This window comes from Sphingobacterium sp. UBA5639 (assembly GCF_002421245.1).
Lineage (GTDB): Bacteria > Bacteroidota > Bacteroidia > Sphingobacteriales > Sphingobacteriaceae > Sphingobacterium > Sphingobacterium multivorum.
Map to the genome: position 1 here is coordinate 458,792 of NZ_DIJR01000019.1, position 20,546 is coordinate 479,337.

Below are 20,546 nucleotides of genomic sequence, written 5' to 3' on the forward strand. Positions count from 1 at the left end.
AATTTATTCATGTCAATAGTGCTAAATGAGAACATTCTTTTGTCAAAAATAAAATCATTTTGCTAAAAATAGTAGTTTTTAATTTGGAAAAATGATATTATTTTTAGTATTTAGTACCTGCGAATATTAAAAGTGGGCATGTTATTGGAGCAGAGTAGCTGTTTTTTTTAATAAAATATATTGAAATCGCCTGAGTTTTAGGTAAATTACCTACAGAAAGGTTCATGAAACATAGGATCCGATTGAGGAACGGTATTTCCTCTAAACTGTAATAAGACCTTCAAGAATATGCTAGATACCTTACATATTAGAAATTATGCGCTCATCAACGAATTGGAAATCCAATTTGATAAAGGTTTAAATATGATTACCGGTGAAACCGGTGCTGGTAAATCTATTATCATGGGAGCGTTATCGTTGATCTTAGGAAATAGAGCAGAGGGCAAGCATTTTTTCGACCCAACCAAGAAATGTGTGATTGAAGGGGAATTTAAAATTGGTCCTTACCAGCTACTTCGTTTTTTTGAGGAAAATGATCTCGATTACGCGGACCACACGATTATTCGAAGAGAGATATCTCCCGATGGTAAATCCCGGGCATTTATTAATGATTCTCCCGTCACCCTTGCTATCCTTAAAGCTTTAGGCGAGCAGTTGATTGATGTGCATTCTCAACATGCAACATTGCAGATTAATACAGAAGATTTTCAGTTTTTGGTAGTGGATAGTGTAGCAGGCTCTTTCGGACTGAAGCAAAGCTATCGAGAGAGCTTCTTCGCTTATAAGAAAGCAAAAAAAGAACTCGAAGAATTTAAAGATCTTGTAAAAAAGGCTGCAATAGAACAGGATTATTTTCAGTTTCAATTTGATGAACTTGACGCCGCCCGATTGGTAGCAGATGAACAGGGACAACTCGAAGTACAACAGCGGCAGTTGGAAAATGCAGAAGATATCAAGCGTGCACTAACTGGGGCATCACATCTTTTGGAAAACGAAGATACAGCAGTTTTAAGCCGTTTAAAAGAGACGATGAGCCAGGTGGAAGGCATTGCCTCATTTCTGCCTGAGGCTGCAGATTTGGCTGCACGATTGAAGAGCACATGGATTGAGCTGAAGGATGTCGCAGCAGAGCTGAGCTCTCTTGAGGAGGATACCCAAATCGACGAAGGTACTTTATTGGAAATCAATGAGCGCTTGAGCTTATTGTATTCCTTACAGAAAAAACATCATGTGGACTCCGTTGAGGAGCTGATCAAATTACGTGATGATCTTGAATCCAAACTGTTTGCTATAAATTCTTCGGATGAGCAATTGGAGCGATTGGAAAAAGAGGTTGTGGCTAAATTAGCCATTGCCCAAAAAAATGCAAAGGAACTATCAGCAGCCAGAAGAAAGGTACTGGAGATGATCGCAAAGGATGTGCAGGCGACCTTGTCAAATGTAGGTATGCCGAATGCACGACTTCAAATTAATCTAGAACCATTGAAGGAAGGGGATATGCGGGAATCGGGGATGGATTCAATACAGTTTTTATTTTCGGCCAATAAAGGACAGGCATTGCAATCCATTCATAAGGTTGCATCCGGAGGAGAGCTTTCTCGTGTTATGTTGGCCATTAAATCCTTAGTTGCTAAAACTTCCGCATTACCTACTATTATTTTTGATGAGATTGATACAGGAATCTCTGGAGAGGTTGCGCTACGCGTAGGAGAGGTGATGGAAAGTCTTGCTGAGAATATGCAGGTTATTGCTATTTCCCATTTGCCCCAAATTGCAGCTAAAGGTGCTGCGCATTATAAGGTATATAAGGAAGACAAAGCCAACCGAACCATATCTAACATTGTTCGTTTAGATCAAGAGGGGAGAGTCAAGGAAATTGCTCAGATGCTTAGTGGCGCTAATCCAACAGATGCGGCACTTGAACACGCAGAGTTATTGTTGAAAAAATCTCTTAAACCCTGAAAATAGCTCGGGATTTGTATTAGTATAATCTATCATTAGTAACGAAGAAATAGGGAATTTCTAAATTTTTAAAGGAATTCCCTATTTCTTCGTTATTTTAAAATGTCTTGACCGGCATCACGGAGATAGTAAAATAAGCATTACTATATGAGTTTAATACATACGTATCAGCTCCGAATCTATCTTTGGTCGTTTTAAGAATAGGATCACCAAAATTTACTAAAATACTACCTAAATTATCTTCTCCTAAAGTTCTTCTGGTAGATATTTCTCTCGAGAAAGTTTCTTTATTTGAGTGACCAAAATTAAATCCGATTTTGAAGATGGAAAAATTTGTTCCAAAATTAGTCGCAAATTCATTAGTTACAGTCTCTTTTTCAAAAATTTCCTCCTGAGTATCAACTTCTGCTAAAGAGATTTTCCAAATTGGCGCATTAGATTTGATATTCCAATTTATGATTGGGATATTAAGATTTACCATCGTACGACGATCTCCCGGAGCACTCTCTACGGATGTGTATACTATCAATAGTTGAGGATTTTTTCCGTTTGTCGTGCGAGTAGTATAATTATATTGTACTCTAAAAAGATCTTTAGGTGCTAGTGGTAGGAAATATTGATAAGTTGCACCAATACCTTCTTTATTATTGATTAAAAAGTCAAATCTAAATTCAAATTTTCCATCTGTCCACATATTCTTTTGAATAAGATCAATGATAGTGGATCTCGTATAATTGTCTGGCAGATTTATTATCGGATTTTTATTTGGGTTGGGTTTGGGGTCTTCGGCTTGATCGCTAATTTTATAAAAAGCATCTGTCGATAATCCTAATGCTACCACAGATTCTACCATGTTAGATTGTAATGGGCCAACGGTATCAGTTTGTGTCAATTTATAATAAACATGGTCTCGCTGCCATTTATCTACCTCTGTACCAAAAATATTATATGCATCTATAACCGATTGTTCTATCGGTAATGGATTAGTTAATACAGCTTCATTTGAACTTGTTATTCTTGATGAAGTTGAAGCTTTTATTCGGTTTGTCGCTAAAATAGCTTTAGCATTCTTTAGATTATCAAATATAGGGGATATAAATTCGAAATCCGGAGAAGCAAGCAAACTTTTAGCTGAAGCTTTCGAATTGGATTTTACCTTAATTCTTTCGTTTCCTTTAATAACTAAAACCGGAAAACCTGGTATTTCATTACTTTTTAACGAAAGAACCTTGTCCCCGTCACTATAAATAGGTATTTTTTTATCACTTCCCATAATATTAGTTGCCACAAGAGGTATCTGCGAAGCACTCTTCCATGTTTCTGGAGAAAACTTACTAGGTTCTATTGTAGGAACAAAAATTGTCAATAGCGGCGCTGCGCGCTCAATTTCATCAAGCTGGTTTGGTGAAGACTCATACTTTTTTAGAATATCTTTGAATGTTGAATCATTTGTAATTTTTTCATCTTTTATAAATTGATAAAATACATCATGGTCATAATCTATTTCAAAAAGAGCATTTTGCCGTATAAAATTCCTTATATCAGGATTTTCTTTTACTGCTTTTGAAAGAATTATCGCGAATTGATCATAATAATTTATTTCTGCTTTATCATTCAATTTAGATGTAACTTCTGCGGAATTTATATCCTTTTTACAACTCCAAAATAAAAGTGAGAAAAGGATAGAGAATATTAAGCTTATTTTCTTCATTTCTTTTTTTATATCGTAATACAATAATAAAATATCTTTGTTTTTTTTATTTTAAAAATACTTGTTTTTTTTTATTATTTTATTCTTTAAAAGAAATACTACACATTTGTGTATTTTGTTTTTGAAATTAGTTTGTTAATTATTTAAATATGATAAAAATACTGGTTAAATAATTTGGAGCAGATATATTGAGAAAATGATTTAGATTTGTTGATGGGATTAGACCTAAAAGAAATTACAGTTGGTACGTACAATAAAAAAAGTGAGNNCTCACTTTTTTTATTGTACGTAATCTGTATCTGTTAAAACGATCTTTACAATTATATTTTGAGTAGGAAAATTAACTGAAAAATCGTTGGTAGGATCCTCACCGATGATTGATACTTCACCCACTTTATAGTCTACATGAAAACTAACCGGATTAATTTCCTTGCCGTCATCAAATGCAAAAGATGCTGGTAGAATTTTGTATGAAGCTTCATTGTTTAAACTCATGTGGACAGAAACGTCCCCTTGCTTTATATAGTAATCAGTAAGTTCAGGTAGATTTACCTTATGAATTATTCTTTTGTTGTTGTCGGATGTCCATTCATTCGGTTTTACTGTATAAATAAATGATCGACCAGGTAAATAGTTCGACACGTATTCTTTCTTACAAGAAGAAAATGAAACCAAGGCTGCGGTTCCAATTAATGCTGCTAATAAAAGTCTTTTCATATTGTTCGTGTTATTTGTGACAATTTTATTATAGGACGATAAAATAGTGCGAAAGTTTAACGCCAACTTTCTTTACAACAAAAAATGCACCATAAAGGTGCATTTTATTGAAATTATTTTTGATACAGCTAAAGCTTACTTCTCAGCGGTGTCTTTCGAAGACTTCGAATCTGAGCTAGAAACCTCAATATCTTTGGTTTCCGGATTAATGCTCACGGTCAAAACTGAACCAGTTTGCACATTTCCTTTGAGGATTTCTTCTGCAATAGGATCTTCGAGATATTTCTGGATTGCTCGTTTTAATGGACGTGCACCAAAATTACTGTCATAACCTTTGTCCGCAATGAAATCTTTTGCCTCATCTGTCAAATTGATCGTATAACCCAAATCAGCGATACGTTTGAACAATGACCTCAACTCAATATCAATGATTTTGAAGATATTCTCTTTTGTCAATGAATTGAACACAATCACATCATCAATACGGTTCAAAAATTCTGGAGCAAAGGCTCTTTTCAAAGCGGTTTCGATAACTCCACGTGAATGCGCATCAGATTGTTGTGATTTTGCCGCAGTGGTGAAACCAACACCCTGACCAAATTCCTTCAATTGGCGTGCACCAATATTTGAAGTCATAATGATTATGGTATTTCTGAAATCTACTTTACGGCCCAAACTATCTGTCAATTGGCCTTCGTCCAACACCTGTAACATGAGGTTAAACACATCTGGGTGAGCTTTCTCAATCTCATCCAATAAGACAACCGCATAAGGTTTACGACGTACTTTTTCAGTCAATTGACCACCTTCTTCATAACCAACATATCCTGGAGGCGCTCCAACAAGGCGAGATACCGCAAATTTCTCCATGTATTCGCTCATGTCAATTTGGATCAGTGCATCTTCTGTATCAAACATAAATCGTGCTAATTCTTTAGCTAACTCTGTTTTACCAACCCCAGTAGGACCTAAGAAGATAAATGACCCGATTGGTTTTTTAGGATCCTTCAAGCCCGCACGGGTACGTTGAATAGCTTTCACCAATTTACCTACAGCGTCATCTTGACCAATGATTCTTCCCTTCATCAACTCAGCCATATTCAACAGCTTTTGACTGTCTGTCTGACTAACACGTTGTACTGGAATACCTGTCATCATGGCCACTACTTCAGCAACATTTTCTTCTGAAACAGTATAGCGTTTAGACTTCGTCTCTTCTTCCCAAGCGATTTTTTCTTTCTCGAGCTCCTCGATCAATTTTTTCTCCGTATCACGCAATTTGGCAGCCTCTTCGTATTTTTGACTACGAACGACTTTGTTCTTTTCCAATTTGACCTCTTCAATTTTATTCTCAATGTCAATAATGGACTGCGGTACATGAATATTGTTTAAGTGCACGCGAGAGCCTGCCTCATCCAAAGCATCAATAGCCTTATCTGGTAAGAACCTGTCTGTAATGTAACGTGTTGTTAACGACACACAGGCTTCAATCGCTTCTGGAGTGTAGGTCACGTTGTGGTGATCCTCATATTTCTCTTTGATACGATTCAATATTTCAACTGTTTCGTCATGTGTAGCCGGTTCAATCGTTACACGTTGGAAACGACGGTCCAAAGCACCATCTTTTTCAATGTATTGACGATATTCGTCCAATGTTGTTGCACCAATACATTGGATTTCTCCTCTTGCCAAGGCTGGTTTGAACATATTGGAAGCATCTAACGATCCTGAAGCGCCACCTGCACCAACGATGGTGTGAATCTCATCGATAAATAAGATGACATCCGGTGATTTCTCCAGTTCATTCATAACCGCTTTCATACGTTCTTCAAATTGACCGCGATACTTCGTCCCGGCAACCAATGAAGCTAGATCCAATGTAACTACACGCTTATTGAAGAGTACACGCGATACCTTGCGTTGGACAATGCGAAGCGCAAGTCCCTCCGCAATAGCTGATTTACCAACTCCCGGTTCACCGATTAACAACGGATTGTTCTTCTTGCGTCGGGATAAAATTTGAGACACACGCTCAATCTCTTTTTCGCGACCTACAATAGGATCCAATTTACCCTCTTCGGCAGCTTTGGTCAAATCACGGCCAAAGTTGTCCAATACTGGAGTTTTGGATTTAATATCCGAAACTTTTTTAGGTTGGATATATTGATCATCCTCTGCAAAATCATCATCGCCGGTAGGAGAGCCCGGAGCTTCGTCCTTGATCGTCGTTCTATTTTGCTCAACTTCAGATTTGAAGATGTCGTAAGTCACATTGTATTGTTGTAAAATCTGAGAAGCAATATTATCTTCATCCCGTAAGATAGCCAATAATAGATGCTCCGTTCCGATGATATCCGATTTGAATATTTTAGCTTCCAAATAAGTGATCTTCAAAACTTTTTCAGCCTGTTTTGTTAATGGCATATTGCCAATAGGAGCGCGTGAAACCGATGCCCCCTTCACTGCGTCCTCCACAGATTGACGTAGTGCTGTCGTGTCAATGCCTATGTTTTTAAGGATCTTTATCGCCATACCATCGCCTTCACGAATTAATCCGAGCAATAAATGCTCCGTTCCTATATAATCGTGACGCAATCTCAAAGCTTCCTCTCTACTGTACGATATGACATCCTTTACGCGCGGTGAAAATTTTGCTTCCATTGAATACCTTTCTGTTTTATATTAAGGATATATAAATGTAGTAAATTCTGCATTTCAAACCTTAAAATTATTTTAAATAATGTCATCAACAATTAAGCCATGACCGTTATACGTCCAAAATGTCAGTATAAAAGATTACATTTGTATGTTAATATAATAAGAGTTTTCGAATTTTTTTAAATTTTATGTCAGACGAGAAGATCATTTTTTCGATGGCGGGTGTCAACAAAATCTATCCGCCTCAAAAACAAGTGTTAAAAAATATCTATTTATCTTTTTTCTATGGCGCGAAGATCGGTGTGATCGGTTTAAACGGATCAGGTAAATCTTCCCTATTAAAAATTATCGCTGGATTGGATAAATCCTACCAAGGCGAGGTGGTGTTCTCCCCAGGTTACTCTGTGGGTTATTTAGCACAAGAACCTCAATTGGATCTTGAAAAGACTGTTCTTGAAGTCGTTCAGGAAGGTGTCGCTGAAATTACAGCCATCTTACAGGAATACGAAGAAATCAACGAAAAATTTGGCTTGCCAGAGGTCTATGAAAATGCCGATGAGATGGACAAATTGTTGGCTAGACAAGGGGAACTTCAGGATATCATTGATGCCACTAACGCTTGGGAAATCGATTCGAAATTGGAAAGAGCAATGGATGCTTTACGTTGCCCCGAACCAGACGCGAAGATTGTCAATTTGTCAGGTGGTGAGCGCAGACGTGTAGCATTATGTCGCTTATTGTTGCAGGAACCTGATGTATTACTCCTGGATGAGCCGACCAACCACTTGGACGCCGAGTCGATTGATTGGTTAGAACAACATTTAAAACAATATAAAGGAACGGTCATTGCCGTTACCCACGACCGTTATTTCTTGGATAATGTAGCCGGATGGATTCTTGAATTGGATCGTGGTGAGGGTATTCCTTGGAAAGGAAATTATTCTTCTTGGTTAGATCAAAAAGCAAAACGCTTGGCACAGGAAGAAAAACAGGAAACCAAACGTCAAAAAACCTTGGAACGTGAGCTGGAATGGGTGCGTATGGCACCGAAAGCACGCCACGCCAAATCGAAAGCTCGTTTGCATAACTATGAAAAATTAGCTTCTGAGGAAACGAAAGAACGCGAAGAAAAATTGGAATTGTTTATTCCTCCGGGACCACGTTTAGGTAATTCGGTCATTGAGGCAACGAATATTTCCAAAGCGTATGGCGATCGTATCTTGTTTGAAAATTTGAGTTTCATGTTGCCGCCTGCGGGTATCGTAGGGATTATTGGACCCAACGGTGCAGGTAAAACAACCTTATTCCGTCTGATTACAGGTCAGGAAACACCTGACACGGGTTCTTTCAAGGTCGGAGAAACAGTAAAATTGGGTTACGTAGACCAAATGCACCACGACCTCGATCCTGAAAAATCGGTTTGGGAAAATATTACGGGTGGCAGCGACAATATGATGCTGGGTAACCGCTCGGTAAACTCAAGAGCTTACGTTTCCAAATTTAATTTTAACGGTGCTGATCAACAAAAGAAAGTAGGTGTACTTTCCGGTGGAGAACGTAACCGTGTTCACTTGGCTATTACACTCAAAGAAGGCTCAAATGTGCTCTTACTCGATGAGCCGACCAATGATATTGATGTAAATACCTTACGGGCACTGGAAGAAGGCTTGGAGAATTTCGGCGGTTGTGCCGTTGTGATCTCCCACGATAGATGGTTCCTGGATCGTATCTGTACACATATCCTTGCTTTTGAAGGGGATTCACAGGTTTATTTCTTTGAAGGTAACTACACTGAATATGAAGAAAACCGTAAAAAACGTGTTGGTGACGTGACACCGCACCGTATTAAATACAAGAAACTGGTAAAATAAGCAACGATCATGGACGGTGGAAGGCTTTTATCTGCTATAATAGATCACGCTATTGATGGAATAATTACCATAGACAACAGGGGGAATGTGGAAAGCATTAACCCTGCTGCCTTGGAATTGTTCGGTTATCAGGCTGAAGAAGTGATCGGACACAATATCTCCATGTTAATGCCTGAACCTGATCGTGGTAATCACGATGGTTATCTGCATAATTACCAAACCACAGGCCACAAGAAAATTATCGGAATCGGTCGTGAAGTGATGGGCTTAAAGAAAAATGGAGAAACATTTCCATTCCGCTTGGCAGTCAGTGAGGTTTGGTTAAAAGATAAGAATATCTTTACCGGCTTTATTCACGATTTATCGCGTGAGAAAGCTGCCGAGGATATGCTCAAGCAACATGCAACCGAACTTGAACATAAAGTCAGTGAGCGTACACGCGACCTGATCTCTCTGGTATCTGAACTTGAAAAAGCTAAAGCAGAAGTCTCAAAGTCTTTGGAAAAAGAAATTGAACTTAACCAGCTGAAATCACGGTTTGTGTCCATGGCCTCGCATGAGTTCCGGACACCTTTAAGCTCGGTTCAGCTTTCGGCTTCTCTGATTGAAAAGTATTCCGAACGACCGGATGATAAGGCTAATATCATTAAACACACCAATAAAATTAAAAGTGCAGTTCAATTGCTCACAAGTATCCTGAACGACTTTCTGTCACTTGAAAAATTGGAAGCGGGTATTGTTGTGATGAATAAGCAATACATCAATCTCGTTGAGCTGGCAGAAGAGATCACCGAAGAAATGCAATTGATCTGTAAGAAAAATCAGCATATTGTATACCAACATACCGGAGAAATTGGGCATTTCACCCTAGATCCAAATTTGTTGAAAAATGCTTTGGTCAACTTAATCTCCAACGCGATCAAATATTCCGGAGAAGATACCTTGATCGAATTCACAACCTGTATCGACGACGAAGGCTGCTTAATATCCGTGAAAGACAATGGTATTGGTATACCCGAGGAAGATCAGGTACATTTGTTTGAGCCTTTTTTTAGAGCACATAATACAGGTAATATCCCTGGTACAGGATTAGGTTTGAATATTGTAAAACGATACATCGAATTGATGGCGGGGCAGATGGAATTTGAATCGGAAGTACACAAAGGAACTTCATTCAGAGTAAGCTTTAAATAAAGGTGAACTTGCAGATTCGCATAACTGAATAAATAATTGCAGATGAGAAATAAAAAGACAATTCTAATTATTGAAGATAATATTGATATCCGAGAGGGGACTACCGAAATATTGGAGTTGACAGGAAGGTATGATGTCATTACTGCCGAAAATGGACGTGTTGGCGTCGACCTGGCGACAAGACATATACCTGATCTGATTCTCTGTGATATCATGATGCCTGAATTGGATGGTTACGGAGTCTTATTTATGTTAAGCAAAATTGAGAGTACTGCTAAAATTCCGTTCATTTTTCTGACTGCCAAAGCGGAACGCGCAGATATGCGCAAAGCGATGGAAATGGGGGCGGATGATTATTTGACGAAACCTTTTGATGATGTTGAATTGATGAATGCAATAGATGTTCGCCTCAAAAGACATGAGCAGCTTGCAGCAGATATTCCTCAGGAAGAAGATTTGAGTTTGAGCGCCGAAGAGCAGGTATTGTTGCTAAAAGAGCTAATTGCCAATTCACGGGTGAAAACAGTGAAGAAAAAACAGTCTATTTATGAAAAAGATGATTCGCCAACGTACGTCTATTTTGTGAAATCTGGTCAGGTGCGCAGCTTTAAGTCCTATAAAGATGGACGTGAGCTGTCTACAGGTATTTTTATTGAAGGCAATTACTTTGGTTATGCTTCGATTTTGTTGAATGATAATTATGAAGACTACGCCGAAGCTGTTGAACAAAGTGAAATTGTGTTGATTCCAAAGGACAGTTTTTTGGAGCTGTTATGGAAAAAACCTGCAATAGCCAGTAAATTTATTAAGCTCCTTTCTGTCGACTTACGTGAAAAAGAAGAGCAATTGCTGGGTTTTGCCTATCATTCTGTCCGTAAGCGTGTCGCCAATGCCTTGATTAGCGTTGCTGAAAAAAGTGGAGTTAATATCAATGAGGCTGATGCATGCTCAATTGATGTGACACGAGACGGCCTAGCTTCAATTGCAGGGACAGCCAATGAAACTGTTTCCCGTATGCTCTCCGACTTTAAAGAAGAAAAACTGATTTCGAAAGAAAAAGGGAAGATATACATCAATTCCATCAAGAACCTGCGGGATGTGAAGCAGTAGCGATCAGCAGCTAAGATTTAAAAATCAATTTACTAAAAAAGGCGTGTTCAGTTTTTCTGAACACGCTTTTTTTCTGATAGCCTATGTTTACTGATTTGTGTCTTTTCATTAAAGTATCAATGCGAGTTCGCTATGCCGTTTTATTGAACTAGTTTGGTTTCATTGGTTTCAATGAACGTATAGTACGCGATTATTGGCCATATAATAGCTTTCGGTTGACTTTTACAGCTGTTGATGTTAGCGAAATCATGCAAGTTTTTGTGAATTGTGATAAATATCATTTTAAGGTGTGGTGCTATATCATCTTTTTGCCCATATGCATGATTTACTTTTGTTCTTAGGATAAACCTTAATTGGTGATTGTAGAATCAGAATGAAAGTAGTAGTATATAATGTAAGGTCATTTGAAAAAGAGTTTTGGGCATTGGCAAATGCCAAACAACATGATTTGACTTTGATTTCAAATGGATTAAATGCGGAGACACAGAATTACGCGCGTGGAAAAGATGCGGTAGTTATTTCCGTGAGCGATATGTTGGACGAGAGCATGCTACTTAATTTAAAAGGGTTAGGGATCAATAAGATTATGACCCGCAGTAAGGATACTGCTCATATCGATCTGGTAAAGGCTGGAGATCTGAATATTCAGATTGCCAATGCACCATTTGAAGATCAGAGTCCAAAAGGACTGGCAGAGCAGACCGTCCGGAATCTCAACTTATGGGGATTAGAAAAATGTGTTGGTAAAGCCTGTTGTTGTCTGAACGACTGTGCTAAAAAAATAAAATAAAATGATTACATCGCAGGTTACAATGGAAGAATTGGTGCAAAAATATAATGTTGCCGCACCGCGCTATACAAGCTATCCTACTGTTCCCTTTTGGGATAATGAAGCATTTTCCCGGGCAGCTTGGACTAATCAAGTCTACCAAACTTTCCAGCAGTCGAAAGAAAAAGGTATCAGCTTATATATTCACCTTCCTTTTTGTGAAAGCCTATGTACGTATTGTGGTTGCAATACGCGCATTACAAAAAACCATCGCGTTGAAGAACCTTATATTGCCTCTCTTTTGAAAGAATGGGAAATGTATGTCGCTTTATTTAAGGGAGAAAGACCGTTATTGGCAGAAATACATTTGGGTGGTGGTACTCCGACCTTTTTCCATCCGGATAATTTGAAAGTACTGATTGAGGGGATACTTAAACACGCAGACCTGGCTCCTGATCGTTCATTCTCTTTCGAAGCTCATCCTGCTAATACAACCGTCACACATTTAGAAACCTTATTTGACTTGGGATTTCGGCGCTTGAGCCTGGGAATACAGGATTTTGATCCACTTGTGCAGTTTGTGATCAATAGGCATCAAACTTTGGAGGAAGTGGAGGAGGTTATGCTGAATGCGCGGAAAATTGGATTTGAGTCGATCAACTTCGATTTGATCTATGGATTGCCCAAGCAAACATTGGCTACGGTGGAAGATACGATCCAAAAAGCGATGCTGCTCGGTCCAGACCGGATCTCTTTCTATAGCTATGCCCACGTGCCTTGGATAAAACCCGGTCAACGGCATTATACTGAAGCAGATCTACCTCATGGCGCAGCCAAACTCGCCTTATATAACCTTGGAAAAAAAATGATTTTGGCCCATGGCTATGAAGATGTCGGTATGGATCATTTTGCGAAAAGAGAGGACGAGTTATTTGTGGCTTTTCAACAAGAAAGATTACATCGCAATTTTATGGGGTATGCCGATCGATTTAGTCCCTTGTTAATCGGTATCGGAGTCTCTTCGATCAGCGATGCCTGGGGGGCTTTTGCTCAAAATGTGAAGACCGTAGAAGAATACCATAAACTTATTGATGCAGGGGTATTGCCCGTTATAAAAGGACATATACTCAACGAGGAGGATCTTCTTGTAAGGCGTTATATCCTCGATATGATGTGTAAAGGCAAAGTGCATTTGCCGACAGGTGCGCCGTTGAATGAGCAGATTATCGACGAATTGTCTGAACTTGTTGCAGATGGTTTAGTCTCCATATCCGGCGATCTAATTCAATGTACTGCTATTGGACGCTCCTTTTTAAGAAATATCTGTATGGCCTTTGATCAGCGATTATTGCGTTCAAAAGCACAAAATCAATTATTTAGTCAGGCAATTTAGAACGAAGGTATGGCAGAGCTAAGGGATGAAATACAACTTGCAGAAAAATGTTTCCATTGCGGTGATAAAATTGAGGAAACGGGCTATCAGCTTGATCATCATGATTTTTGCTGTCTGGGATGTCAGACCGTTTACCAAGTACTGAACGATAGTGGTATGCAGCAATATTATCGCTATAATCAGCACCCGGGTAAATCAAATAAATCCAAGCAAGAAGATTTTTCCTATCTGGATGAACCACAGATTGCCGGTAAATTAGTGGATTATAAAGATGATAAGATGACTATCATCACCTTTTATATTCCAGCTATTCACTGTAGCTCTTGTATCTGGTTGCTGGAAAATTTATATAAACTAAATCCCAACGTACTGCAGTCGCGCGTGGACTTTATGAAGAAACAGGCGAGCATTACATTCAATCACAATGAGCTGCCATTGAAAGACCTGGTTTATCTTTTGGTCAATATCGGTTATGACCCTAAAATCACTTTGCAGGATGTTGTAAAGGAAGGGAATAGAAATAATTTGAATCCTTTGGTCGCAAAAATTGCTGTTGCCGGTTTCTGTTTTGGAAATTCTATGTTATTCAGTTTCCCTGATTATTTTGGAATGGGGAGTTTTGAAAAGGAATATGCCAATTTCTTTGGTTATATAAACCTGGCCTTTGGTCTCCCTGTTTTATTGTATTGTGCATCGGATTATTTCAAATCGGCCTATTGGAGTCTGAAACAAAAGCGGTTGAATCTGGATGTGCCATTAGCTCTAGGAATCCTCGTGTTATTTTTGCGTTCCGCGTTTGAGGTGATCACACAGACAGGAGCTGGTTTTACGGATACACTCTGTAGTCTTGTATTCTTTATATTGATCGGAAAATGGGTACAACAACGTACCTATTATCATATCTCATTTGAACGGGATTACCGGAGTTATTTCCCCGTGGCTGTAACAGTATTGACGGAATCAGGGGACAAACCTGTACAATTAGCTGACGTTCATATCGGTGACCGTATCTTGGTTCGGAACAATGAAATTATACCCGCTGATGCCATGCTTTTAAAAGGCGATGCTGCGATAGATTTTAGCTTTGTAACGGGAGAATCAAGTCCGGTCAGTAAGACCTTAGGCGAAATTATCTATGCCGGCGGACGCCAGACGGGGGAAGCGATAGAACTTGAAGTGGTCAAACCGATTTCACAGTCCTATTTGACCAAATTATGGAATAATGAGAATTATAAAGATTATGACAAACATTTTCAGACTTTTGTCAACTTTATAAGTAAATATTTTACTGTTGTTTTATTGGCTATTGCACTATTGGCTGCCTTATTTTGGGCCGTTGATGGAAGTGCAAGCCGGGCTTGGGGAGCTTTTACGGCGGTATTAATTATCGCATGTCCATGTGCGTTGGCGTTGAGCTCTCCATTTACCCTTTCTGCAGCGCTAAGTATTTTTGATCGAAATAAGTTCTATGTGAAAAATACGGCCGCAATTGAGCAGATGGCAACGATTGATACTTTGGTGTTCGATAAAACTGGCACAATATCATCGCCTAAAGCAACTTCAATTTATTTTGAAGGTAGTCTTTCAGCAATTGACAAAAAGTTACTGAATGCGGTATGTAGAAACTCTAGCCATCCATTGAGCCGTGAGATTGTCAAGTGGCTGAATGTCTCTTCTGCTATTTCGATACAGGATTTTAAGGAATTTCCGGGAAAGGGGATGCAGGCTAATGTAAGTGGCAAGGAAATTAAAATCGGTAGTGCTAACTTTTTGAATATCGGTAACATTAAAACAGATGGTTCAGTGGTTTTTATTCGTATAGGTGAGGAGTTAAAGGGGTATTTTACCATGGAGCAATCCTGGAGGGATGGCCTTTCGGCTTTGATTGAAGATTTTAAAGTCGAATACGACCTTCATTTAATCTCAGGGGATAACGATAGACGTCTGGATGCACTCCAGTTAATTTTTCCCTCGAATGCAAGTTTGCTTTTTAATCAATCACCAATGGAAAAACTGGAAACCATTCAAAATTTTCAGGTAGCAGGAAAGCATGTCTGCATGATTGGTGATGGCCTTAATGATGCGGGGGCATTGCGTAAAGCAGATTTGGGCATCGCCGTGAGTGATGATATCAATAACTTCTCTCCCGGCTGCGATGCGATACTGGATGGGGAGTCATTTTCAAAAATGCCGGATTTCTTTGCTTTTAGCAAAGATGCGGTGAAAGTAATACATATGAGCTTTGGTATATCTCTTTTATATAATGTAATTGGATTGAGCTTTGCCGTGCAAGGTATTATGTCGCCGTTATTTGCCGCGATTCTAATGCCAATAAGTACGGTAACGATCATCTCCTTTACAATTCTCATGACGAGGTGGTATGCCAAACGCCGTAAACTCTAGTTGTTATGGAAATAATGTATATTTTGATCGGTTGTAGTGTTTTGTTGGCTTTGGTTTTCCTATGTGCTTTTTTCTGGGCAAATAAAACCGGTCAGCATAACGATACCTATACACCTTCTATACGGATTCTGTTTGATGATGAAACGACAGAAGAAGAAGAAGATAAGGAGGGCGGCGTAACTAAAACGTTATCGTAATTAAATCAATTACTTTTTTTTGTAATTAAGGTTATTATCAATAAAATTGGGGGTAAATACCAATTTGAAAAAAAAATACATGCATAATAATCCATTTTCATTAAAAGATAAGGTAGTTGTAATTACGGGAGGTACAGGGATTTTAGGCGAAGCATTTGTTGAGGCTTTGGCCGAGGCAGAAGCCAAAGTCGCAATCCTTGGACGTAATGGACAAATCGGAGCGGAGCGTGTCCAGCAGGTAGAGTCTGTTGGTGGCGAAGCTATATTTATTGAAGTTGACATCATGAACGAACAGGATGTCACTCGGGCGAAAGATGAAGTTTTGCAAAAGTGGGGTAGGATAGACGCTTTAGTAAACGCCGTTGGAGGCAACATTCCAGGTGCAACAATTGGTGCCGATCAAGATTTATTTGCGAGCAATATTCAGGATACTATTAAAGCGATAGAGCTTAATTTGTATGGTACAATGATTCCTACGCATATTATTGGTCGTGTGATTGCTGAAAGCGGAAAAGGTGTCATCATCAATATATCTTCTCTTACAGCCAGTCGTCCTTTTACACGTGTTTTGGGCTATACTGTTGCAAAACACGGTATCGATGGGTATACAAAATGGATGGCCACCGAGCTCGCTCAGCGTTATGGCGATCAAGTTCGGGTTAATGCAATCGCTCCCGGCGTATTCTTAACCAAGCAGAACAAAAACTTATTGATCAATCCAGACGGTACGTATAGCGACCGTACCAAACGTATTCTTAACGGAACTCCCTATAACCGTTTGGGCGACCCTCGTGAGTTAAAAGGAACTTTAATCTATCTATTGAGTGATGCATCGGCCTTTGTGACAGGGGAGACGGTTTTTGTCGATGGTGGTTTTAATGCATGGTGTGGCGTTTAATTAAACTTTAAGATGAGAAAATTAGAACAAACCTGGCGTTGGTATGGCCCCAATGACCCGGTATCTTTACAGGATATCAAACAGGCTGGAGCTACTGGTATTGTTACGGCATTACATCATATTCCACACGGTGAGGTATGGCCATTGGCAGACATTCAAGAAAGAAAACGCATTATAGAAGATGCTGGTCTTACCTGGTCTGTTGTGGAAAGTGTGACGGTACACGAAGAGATTAAGACAAAAGGTGCTAGAGTCGATGAATACCTTCAGAAATATAAGGAGACTTTAACCAATCTCGCACAATGCGGCATCAAAACAATTTGTTATAATTTTATGCCAGTGCTTGACTGGACGCGAACGCAATTGGACTTAACCATGGCGGATGGTTCAAAAGCATTGTATTTTGACTGGATTGATTTGGCACTTTTTGATATCTTTATATTGAAACGTGATGAAGCACAGACAGCGTATCCAGAGGATGTTGTAAAACGTGCAACTTTACGTTTCGATGAAATTTCCGAACAGCAAAAAGAAGAATTGGCAAATGTTGTCTTAATGGGAATCCCCGGAGAGAAGAATGTGGAATTGGATGCGTTAAAAGCGAGCATTGATACCTATAAGCATATTGGACGGGATGGTTTACGCGATAATTTGGTTTATTTCCTACGGGGTATTGCGGCAACTTGTGAGGAGAATGGTATATGCATGACCATTCATCCCGATGATCCACCGTATCCTATTTTAGGTTTGCCCCGCATCGTTAGTAATGGTGAGGATTTCGAGTATTTTTTAAAAGCGGTTCCACAACAATTTAATGGTGTCTGCTTTTGTACAGGATCCTTGGGAGCCAGTCAGACAAACGATCTACCAGCTATCTTAGAAAATATTAAAGGGCGGGTAAATTTTGTTCACTTACGGAATGTGAGAAAAGATGCGATCGGAAGCTTTTACGAGGCAGACCATTTGGATGGGGATGTCAATATGTATAAAATCATGAAAATACTGGTTGCTGAAAATCAATTGAGATCTACAGCGATCCCATTCAGACCAGATCACGGCCATCAGATGCTGGATGATCTGAATAAAGTAACAAATCCAGGGTATTCTGCCATTGGAAGATTGAGAGGGCTTGCGGAATTACGGGGCCTAGAGTATGGTATTGTTGGTGAATGATACCAATCATTCAAGCGAAGATTAGAGATTATGACCTGTAATAGTGGTCTAGCATAACGACAGTCGGGAAATAAGAGCGCTAACGTCTTATTTCCCGACTGTTTTGTTTTAAGTATGTCGGCGAGACTATAATCAAAAGAATTATAAGGAAGATTTGCGAATGATGAGCTGTGTTGGAAGCTCAATCGTTTCAAATTCATGTATTGGTCTTGTTTGGTTAATGGTGGCGATTAATTTATTTGTTGCTAATTCTCCAATTTCTGTTGCAGGCTGTACAACGGTGGATAGCGCTGGATTTAACGAAGCAGCAATTTGTGTGTTTGAAAAACCGATAACGGCAACTTCGGAAGGAACCTGAATCTGAAGCTCAGCCAAAATACCCAATGTTCGGGTTGTAATAATATCTGTTGCTCCAAAAATTGCATCTATATTTTTATGCTCAAGATATTCTTTGCGCAAAATCTCCCGAATTGTTTCGTCTATATCGGTGGTATTATTAAAACTACATTCGATATAATGTCTAGTATCAAAAGGAATCCCCGCATCTGATAAAGCAGATTTAAAGCCATTTAATCGTTCAGCTGCGACCCCTAAGTTCTTTCCGGTGATATGCAAAATATTCTTTTTACCTTGTTCGATGAGATGCTTTGTGGCATTATATGAACCCTGGAAATTATTGACACCAACCTTGAATGTGTCGAGCTGGTGATTGATACGATCAAAAATAACGACGGGGATCTGCGATTTTATCAATGCTTTTAGCTCTTCAATATTTGAATCGGAAGAAACCGGAGATATCATTAAGCCATCAATACCGCGCATGCGTAAGACGTCAATACAATTTTTTTCGATCCGTTCGTCTTCCCGGCTTTGCATGAAAATAACGTCATAGACAGTCTGTTGAGAGGCTATTTGAATTCCATCGAGGATTTGTGAAACGAATGTATTACTAATGTTGGATACAATAACCCCTATTGTATTGGATTTTCCTATTTTTAAGCTCCGTGCCAACTTATTTGGGCGGAAATTATGCTTTTTGGCATATTCCTGAACCATCTTTTTAGTCGCTTCACTTATTTCGTAGCTGTCTGATAATGCTTTGGAAACCGTCGAAACAGAAATATTGAGTGCCAACGCTATATCTTTCAGGGTAGTTCTGCTCATCGCTTTGGTGGTTATTTTAAGAAGATAAATCTACATAAAAAAATGTATAAATGTGTTTTTATCTTCATAATTAGCCATTATCTATGGTCGGCTGGGACTTAGTCAATGGATTTGATTGGCAGGATTTCCTTTTTCTAATCCCTCTTCAAAATTAAAAAGAAGTTCGACATACTCGAAGCTAACCAAGGGCTTTTTGGCCCATGTAACCTATGCGAGTCCGAGTGTTTGGTGTTTTTTTGGCTATTTTTCGGTATTTCTAGGTAAGATGTCGCGCTGCGGTTCGTTTCGTTTTCGATCTTGAACCAGTCCAGAATCTATCCTGAATGAGCCTAGCGAGGGTTTAGCTAGGGCTTAGTTTCGCCCTGCGGGCAGGGTGCGGCTACCTTAAAAGTAACCTGAATCCGTGCCAGAGTCGGACTCAACACGGACTCAACACGGACAGGACACGGTTGCAGGGCAAACCTACCCCGAGCATGGTACGAAGCAGGTGGGGAGGGGAGCCGAAGGTTCCCGCAAGCCCTGCGTAGCAGCCGGAGCCCTGTCCACGGGGCGGAACCCAAGTTTGCCCTAAATGAGCCGTGCTTCCCCAGTAAATAAAGAAAAGTTGAAGGCTTCTTATTCCTTAGGTTAGCTTTTGTTTATATTTAGCTTAGCAATAAGTTAGGTTTTGTTTAGCTATAACCTATACTATACCTAAACAAAACCTAACTAAAACCTAAACTAAACCTAAGTAAAACGGTACAAAAGTATAGCTACAGAAGAAGGTATTCCGGCAGCCTGTGTTCTGCCATTGTTCTGGCTTTATCAATAGCCGGCACACCGTTTTCAATTGGGCAAAAGCAGAGCGAAGAATGCCCTTTGCATCTTTCAGGCCTAACAATACCACCTTTACTGTTCACGATACCGTTTCTCTTTCCCCGGGAAGTGGGAACACAGCAGGGTTAGCCCGGTTTCCGCGGTACGATCCAATTTCCAGCACCATTCCTTTTTCCCCAGGGAAGCCTGTGCCAAAGCCCGGTTCCCGGTATGTACGCAGCGCGCCGCGGTTCCCCTGCAATGTCCAGGTTAGATCCCGGTTCCCGTCCCCATTCTGTGCCGGATCCGGCGTTCCCAGCCTTCCGATCACCTGCTTTACAAAAAGAATATCGCACCGTTACAGGCAGTTAAGGGCAAAATGAAATAAATAAGAACAAAAGTCTTGGAAGTTTGTTAGTAAACTCCCTATCTTTGCACCACTCCGCAAGGGAGGGACGGTTACTTCGAAAGAAGAAACCATGAAAAAAAAGAAGGGTTTAAGTAAGACGGGCAGGATTTAAAATCCCGCTG

16 protein-coding genes are annotated in these 20,546 nt (G+C 39.6%); 11 read left to right on the forward strand and 5 right to left on the reverse strand.

The genetic code is table 11. The features are described 5' to 3' along the window. Positions 1-288 precede the first annotated feature (288 nt). Entirely contained in the window at positions 289-1,962 is a 1,674-nt protein-coding gene (gene recN / locus B4Z90_RS12900; protein ID WP_112374212.1) for a DNA repair protein RecN, read from the forward strand. A 97-nt stretch (positions 1,963-2,059) separates the two neighbouring features. Here the strand turns inward: recN and B4Z90_RS12905 are convergent, their stop codons facing one another. The 3 genes from B4Z90_RS12905 to B4Z90_RS12915 all read right to left on the reverse strand — a co-directional run bounded on the left by B4Z90_RS12905 (position 2,060) and on the right by B4Z90_RS12915 (position 7,051). Next, a complete protein-coding gene (locus B4Z90_RS12905) occupies positions 2,060-3,673 on the reverse strand; it encodes a hypothetical protein (protein ID WP_286802411.1) in 1,614 nt (537 codons plus the stop codon). Positions 3,674-3,952: 279 nt separating this feature from the next. After that, on the reverse strand, positions 3,953-4,390 hold the full coding sequence (locus B4Z90_RS12910) for a hypothetical protein (RefSeq protein ID WP_115047662.1): 438 nt from the start codon (positions 4,388-4,390) through the stop codon (positions 3,953-3,955). Positions 4,391-4,525: 135 nt separating this feature from the next. Beyond that, a complete protein-coding gene (locus B4Z90_RS12915; protein ID WP_075991716.1) occupies positions 4,526-7,051 on the reverse strand; it encodes an ATP-dependent Clp protease ATP-binding subunit in 2,526 nt (841 codons plus the stop codon). A gap of 185 nt (positions 7,052-7,236) precedes the next feature. Here B4Z90_RS12915 and ettA point away from each other — a divergent pair, with 185 nt between their 5' ends. The 9 genes from ettA (at position 7,237) to uxuA (ending at position 18,056) form a co-directional block, all read left to right on the forward strand. Next, on the forward strand, positions 7,237-8,919 hold the full coding sequence (gene ettA / locus B4Z90_RS12920) for an energy-dependent translational throttle protein EttA (protein WP_046672222.1): 1,683 nt from the start codon (positions 7,237-7,239) through the stop codon (positions 8,917-8,919). Positions 8,920-8,928: 9 nt separating this feature from the next. Continuing rightward, the gene (locus tag B4Z90_RS12925) at positions 8,929-10,113 is read left to right on the forward strand and encodes a PAS domain-containing sensor histidine kinase (protein WP_201639496.1); all 1,185 of its coding nucleotides are present in this window, start codon (positions 8,929-8,931) and stop codon (positions 10,111-10,113) included. A 42-nt stretch (positions 10,114-10,155) separates the two neighbouring features. Continuing rightward, a complete protein-coding gene (locus B4Z90_RS12930; RefSeq protein WP_070567183.1) occupies positions 10,156-11,223 on the forward strand; it encodes a response regulator in 1,068 nt (355 codons plus the stop codon). Positions 11,224-11,596: 373 nt separating this feature from the next. Continuing rightward, on the forward strand, positions 11,597-12,013 hold the full coding sequence (locus B4Z90_RS12935) for a lactate dehydrogenase (protein WP_070567181.1): 417 nt from the start codon (positions 11,597-11,599) through the stop codon (positions 12,011-12,013). Position 12,014: 1 nt separating this feature from the next. Further along, complete coding sequence (gene hemN / locus B4Z90_RS12940) at positions 12,015-13,385, forward strand: oxygen-independent coproporphyrinogen III oxidase (protein ID WP_175442018.1); 1,371 nt, start codon at positions 12,015-12,017, stop codon at positions 13,383-13,385. Between the two features lie 9 nt (positions 13,386-13,394). Continuing rightward, complete coding sequence (locus B4Z90_RS12945; RefSeq protein WP_286802413.1) at positions 13,395-15,788, forward strand: heavy metal translocating P-type ATPase; 2,394 nt, start codon at positions 13,395-13,397, stop codon at positions 15,786-15,788. A gap of 5 nt (positions 15,789-15,793) precedes the next feature. Next, positions 15,794-15,985: a cbb3-type cytochrome oxidase assembly protein CcoS gene (gene ccoS, locus B4Z90_RS12950; protein ID WP_070567177.1), complete on the forward strand. Its 192-nt coding sequence runs from the start codon at positions 15,794-15,796 to the stop codon at positions 15,983-15,985. 79 nt (positions 15,986-16,064) lie between these two features. Beyond that, on the forward strand, positions 16,065-16,883 hold the full coding sequence (locus tag B4Z90_RS12955; RefSeq protein WP_070567614.1) for an SDR family oxidoreductase: 819 nt from the start codon (positions 16,065-16,067) through the stop codon (positions 16,881-16,883). A 12-nt stretch (positions 16,884-16,895) separates the two neighbouring features. After that, the gene (gene uxuA, locus B4Z90_RS12960) at positions 16,896-18,056 is read left to right on the forward strand and encodes a mannonate dehydratase (RefSeq protein ID WP_070567175.1); all 1,161 of its coding nucleotides are present in this window, start codon (positions 16,896-16,898) and stop codon (positions 18,054-18,056) included. 141 nt (positions 18,057-18,197) lie between these two features. On the opposite strand, the gene B4Z90_RS12965 is transcribed toward uxuA, so the two are convergent. Further along, positions 18,198-19,220 (reverse strand): LacI family DNA-binding transcriptional regulator, encoded by a 1,023-nt coding sequence (locus B4Z90_RS12965; protein ID WP_201639494.1) that lies wholly within the window; start codon positions 19,218-19,220, stop codon positions 18,198-18,200. Positions 19,221-19,623: 403 nt separating this feature from the next. On the opposite strand from B4Z90_RS12965, the gene B4Z90_RS12970 reads away from it, so the two are divergent. Further along, positions 19,624-19,791, forward strand: a complete 168-nt coding sequence (locus B4Z90_RS12970) for a hypothetical protein (RefSeq protein WP_201639493.1) — start codon at positions 19,624-19,626, stop codon at positions 19,789-19,791. A 324-nt stretch (positions 19,792-20,115) separates the two neighbouring features. Here B4Z90_RS12970 and B4Z90_RS12975 read toward each other — a convergent pair whose 3' ends face one another. Next, positions 20,116-20,346, reverse strand: coding sequence for a hypothetical protein (locus B4Z90_RS12975; RefSeq protein ID WP_112374201.1), 231 nt, complete (start codon positions 20,344-20,346; stop codon positions 20,116-20,118). Positions 20,347-20,546: the final 200 nt, after the last annotated feature.

Coding starts and splice junctions, on each gene's coding strand:
- recN (WP_112374212.1), top strand. CDS start 289: ATGCTAGATACCTTACATATTAGAAATTATGCGCTCATCAACGAATTG.
- B4Z90_RS12905 (WP_286802411.1), bottom strand. CDS start 3,673: ATGAAGAAAATAAGCTTAATATTCTCTATCCTTTTCTCACTTTTATTT.
- B4Z90_RS12910 (WP_115047662.1), bottom strand. CDS start 4,390: ATGAAAAGACTTTTATTAGCAGCATTAATTGGAACCGCAGCCTTGGTT.
- B4Z90_RS12915 (WP_075991716.1), bottom strand. CDS start 7,051: ATGGAAGCAAAATTTTCACCGCGCGTAAAGGATGTCATATCGTACAGT.
- ettA (WP_046672222.1), top strand. CDS start 7,237: ATGTCAGACGAGAAGATCATTTTTTCGATGGCGGGTGTCAACAAAATC.
- B4Z90_RS12925 (WP_201639496.1), top strand. CDS start 8,929: ATGGACGGTGGAAGGCTTTTATCTGCTATAATAGATCACGCTATTGAT.
- B4Z90_RS12930 (WP_070567183.1), top strand. CDS start 10,156: ATGAGAAATAAAAAGACAATTCTAATTATTGAAGATAATATTGATATC.
- B4Z90_RS12935 (WP_070567181.1), top strand. CDS start 11,597: ATGAAAGTAGTAGTATATAATGTAAGGTCATTTGAAAAAGAGTTTTGG.
- hemN (WP_175442018.1), top strand. CDS start 12,015: ATGATTACATCGCAGGTTACAATGGAAGAATTGGTGCAAAAATATAAT.
- B4Z90_RS12945 (WP_286802413.1), top strand. CDS start 13,395: ATGGCAGAGCTAAGGGATGAAATACAACTTGCAGAAAAATGTTTCCAT.
- ccoS (WP_070567177.1), top strand. CDS start 15,794: ATGGAAATAATGTATATTTTGATCGGTTGTAGTGTTTTGTTGGCTTTG.
- B4Z90_RS12955 (WP_070567614.1), top strand. CDS start 16,065: ATGCATAATAATCCATTTTCATTAAAAGATAAGGTAGTTGTAATTACG.
- uxuA (WP_070567175.1), top strand. CDS start 16,896: ATGAGAAAATTAGAACAAACCTGGCGTTGGTATGGCCCCAATGACCCG.
- B4Z90_RS12965 (WP_201639494.1), bottom strand. CDS start 19,220: ATGAGCAGAACTACCCTGAAAGATATAGCGTTGGCACTCAATATTTCT.